Annotated in this window: 4 protein-coding genes; all 4 read left to right on the plus strand. The window is 38.2% G+C overall.

The annotated features are described in order from the left end of the window. Nucleotides 1–612, plus strand: a 612-nt coding sequence (locus tag ABZA26_RS11940; RefSeq protein ID WP_372714742.1) for an amino acid ABC transporter ATP-binding protein, incomplete at its 5' end; no start/stop codon positions are given. Between the two features lie 23 nt (nucleotides 613–635). After that, nucleotides 636–1,370, plus strand: a complete 735-nt coding sequence (locus ABZA26_RS11945) for a basic amino acid ABC transporter substrate-binding protein (protein WP_372714743.1) — start codon at nucleotides 636–638, stop codon at nucleotides 1,368–1,370. Between the two features lie 191 nt (nucleotides 1,371–1,561). After that, nucleotides 1,562–2,308: a basic amino acid ABC transporter substrate-binding protein gene (locus tag ABZA26_RS11950; RefSeq protein ID WP_372714744.1), complete on the plus strand. Its 747-nt coding sequence runs from the start codon at nucleotides 1,562–1,564 to the stop codon at nucleotides 2,306–2,308. Nucleotides 2,309–2,323: 15 nt separating this feature from the next. Beyond that, nucleotides 2,324–2,739 (plus strand): lyase family protein (locus tag ABZA26_RS11955; protein WP_372714745.1); only part of this gene is annotated, 416 nt, incomplete at its 3' end.

Consider the following 2,739-nt stretch of genomic DNA (forward strand, 5'->3'; position numbering starts at 1 on the left):
AAATCTACATTTTTGAGATGTCTTAACAGACTTGAGGAGCCTACAAAGGGGCATGTGTATATAGCAGGCGAAGATGTCATGGATAAAAAAGTGGACCTGAACCGTCTTCGTGAAAAAGTAGGAATGGTATTTCAGCACTTCAACCTTTTTCCCCATAAAACAGTACTTGAAAACTTGATACTTGCTCCTACAAAGGTAAAGGGAATGACAGCAGAGGAAGCCAAGAAAAAGGCCATAGTGCTTCTTGAAAGAGTAGGGCTGAAAGACAAGGCCGGAGCATATCCGAATCAGCTTTCCGGAGGTCAGAAGCAGAGGATAGCCATAGCTAGAGCTCTTGCCATGGAACCTCATCTGATGCTTTTTGATGAGCCGACATCGGCACTGGACCCCGAAATGGTAAAGGAAGTACTAGACGTAATGAGAAGTCTTGTAGATGAAGGGATGACCATGGTCATAGTAACTCATGAGATGGGATTTGCAAAAAACGTTGCCAGCAGAGTATTTTTTATGGATCACGGGATTATTCTCGAAGACGGGGAACCGGCTCAGCTATTCAACAATCCAAAACATGAGAGAACAAGAGAGTTTTTAGACAAAGTACTGAATCATTAAAAAAATCGGGAGGGTATAATAAAATGAAAAAACTATTAAACATTCTTTTAATTGCAGTAATGATTGTTTCTCTTGCAGCCTGCGGAGGGAAAAAAGAGGAAGAGAAAAAAGTGATCTATGTGGGTACAAATGCTGAATTCCCACCATTTGAATATCTGGAAGATGGTAAAATTACAGGTTTTGACATGGAACTCATAAGAGAGATCGCTAAAGAGACGGAAATGGAGATCAAGATAGAAGATATGTCTTTTGACGGATTGCTTCCTGCACTTCAGTCAAAAAAAGTAGACATAGTAATAGCGGGAATGACTGCTAATGAGGAAAGAAAGAAAGCGGTAAACTTCACATCTCCTTATTATACAGCAAGTCAGGTAATAGTTGTAAAAGAAGGGGATACCTCTATAAATTCCTTTGACGACCTCAAGGGGAAAAAAGTAGGAGTTATGCTTGGATTTACAGGTGACCTTGTAGTCAGTGAGATAGAAGGAGTAAACATAGAGAGATACAATGCATCTTATGCCGGAATAATGGCACTGCAGTCAGACAAGGTGGACGCAGTTGTTCTTGATTCTGAGCCGGCGAAAAATTATGTGGCAAAAAATGATGGACTGGCAATAGCCCAAGCCAATGCAGAAAAAGAAGAGTATGCAATCGCTGTGAGAAAAGATGATACAGAACTATTGGAAAAACTGGAAAGCGGCCTCAAAGCTGTAAAAGATAAGGGTATATATGAGGAATTGCTAAAGAAATATTTTTAAGGCAGGAAAAGAAATGTACAGGAAAAACAGAAAAGATGTTTTTATGAAAACTGAATAAATCTACAAAAATTGGTAAGAAATGTCTGGACTGTTTTGCACTGAAGTTGTGTATTGGACCTGCCTAATTCTTAGCAGGTTCATTTTTTATACAAAAAATTTGAAAATTAAATGAAAAAAGGGGGCGTTTTTAAATGAAAAAAATTATGTTGATGGTGTCATTGGTAATGCTTGTTATTTTAGGCGGATGCGGTAAAAAAGAAACTGCACAAGATGAAAAGAAAGTTCTTTATGTGGGAACAAATGCAGAGTATAAGCCTTTTGAATATCTTGAAGAGGGTAAAGTAGTAGGATTTGATGCAGAACTTATGGAAAAAATTCTTGAAAATCTAGGTTATGAGATGGAATGGAAGAATATGAGCTTTGACGGTCTTATTCCTGCCCTACAAAGTGAGAAGATAGATCTTATCATAGCTGGAATGACTCCTACAGAGGAAAGAAAAAAAGCGGTAGATTTTTCAGACTCTTACCTGACTACAAACCAGTCTTTTGTAATCAATGAAGAAAATAGTGAACTCAAAACAATGGACGATCTTAAAAATAAAAAACTAGGGGTACAGCTAGGAACGGCTCAGGAAACAATCGCAAGAGATATAGAAGGTGCTAAGATAACTCCTTATACCTCTATAACTGCTGCAATTTTAGATCTTAAAAGCGGGAAAGTAGACGCAGTCGTACTAGAAAACCTAGTGGCTCTGCCTTATATTAAAAATAATGAAGGGCTTAAAAAAATAGATATTGAAGAGCTTCCTAAAGCTGATGTAGCCATCGCTATAAACAAAGGAAATGAAGAGCTGCTTGGAAAAATAAACAAAGAGATCCAGAATCTAAAAGACAGCGGATTTTATGATGAGATATTCAATAAATATTTTGTAGATTAACAGTAGGAGGATGATATGAAACTTTGGGGTGGAAGGTTCAAAAAGGAGACTAGCACTTTACTGGAAAAGTTTAACGCTTCTATAAACTTTGACAAGAGAATGTATAAAGAGGATATAGAGGGAAGTATAGCTCACTCTAAGATGCTGGCAAAACAGGATATAATATCTCATGAAGAGCAAAAGATAATCGAGACGGGCCTTCTCAAGGTGAAGGAAGAGATCGAAGGGGGAAAATTCGTTTTCTCTATAAAGGATGAAGATATACACATGGCTATAGAGGGAAGACTCATAGCACTGGTAGGGGAGCCTGGGAAGAAACTTCATACTGCCAGAAGCAGAAACGATCAGGTTCTTGTGGATACAAGACTCTACACAAAAAGAAGGGCCGAGGAGATAGGGCACAGTCTGCTAGAACTTATGGACGCTCTTAT

It is taken from the genome of Ilyobacter sp. (genome assembly GCF_041583315.1).
In the GTDB taxonomy this organism is placed as follows: Bacteria; Fusobacteriota; Fusobacteriia; order Fusobacteriales; family Fusobacteriaceae; genus Ilyobacter.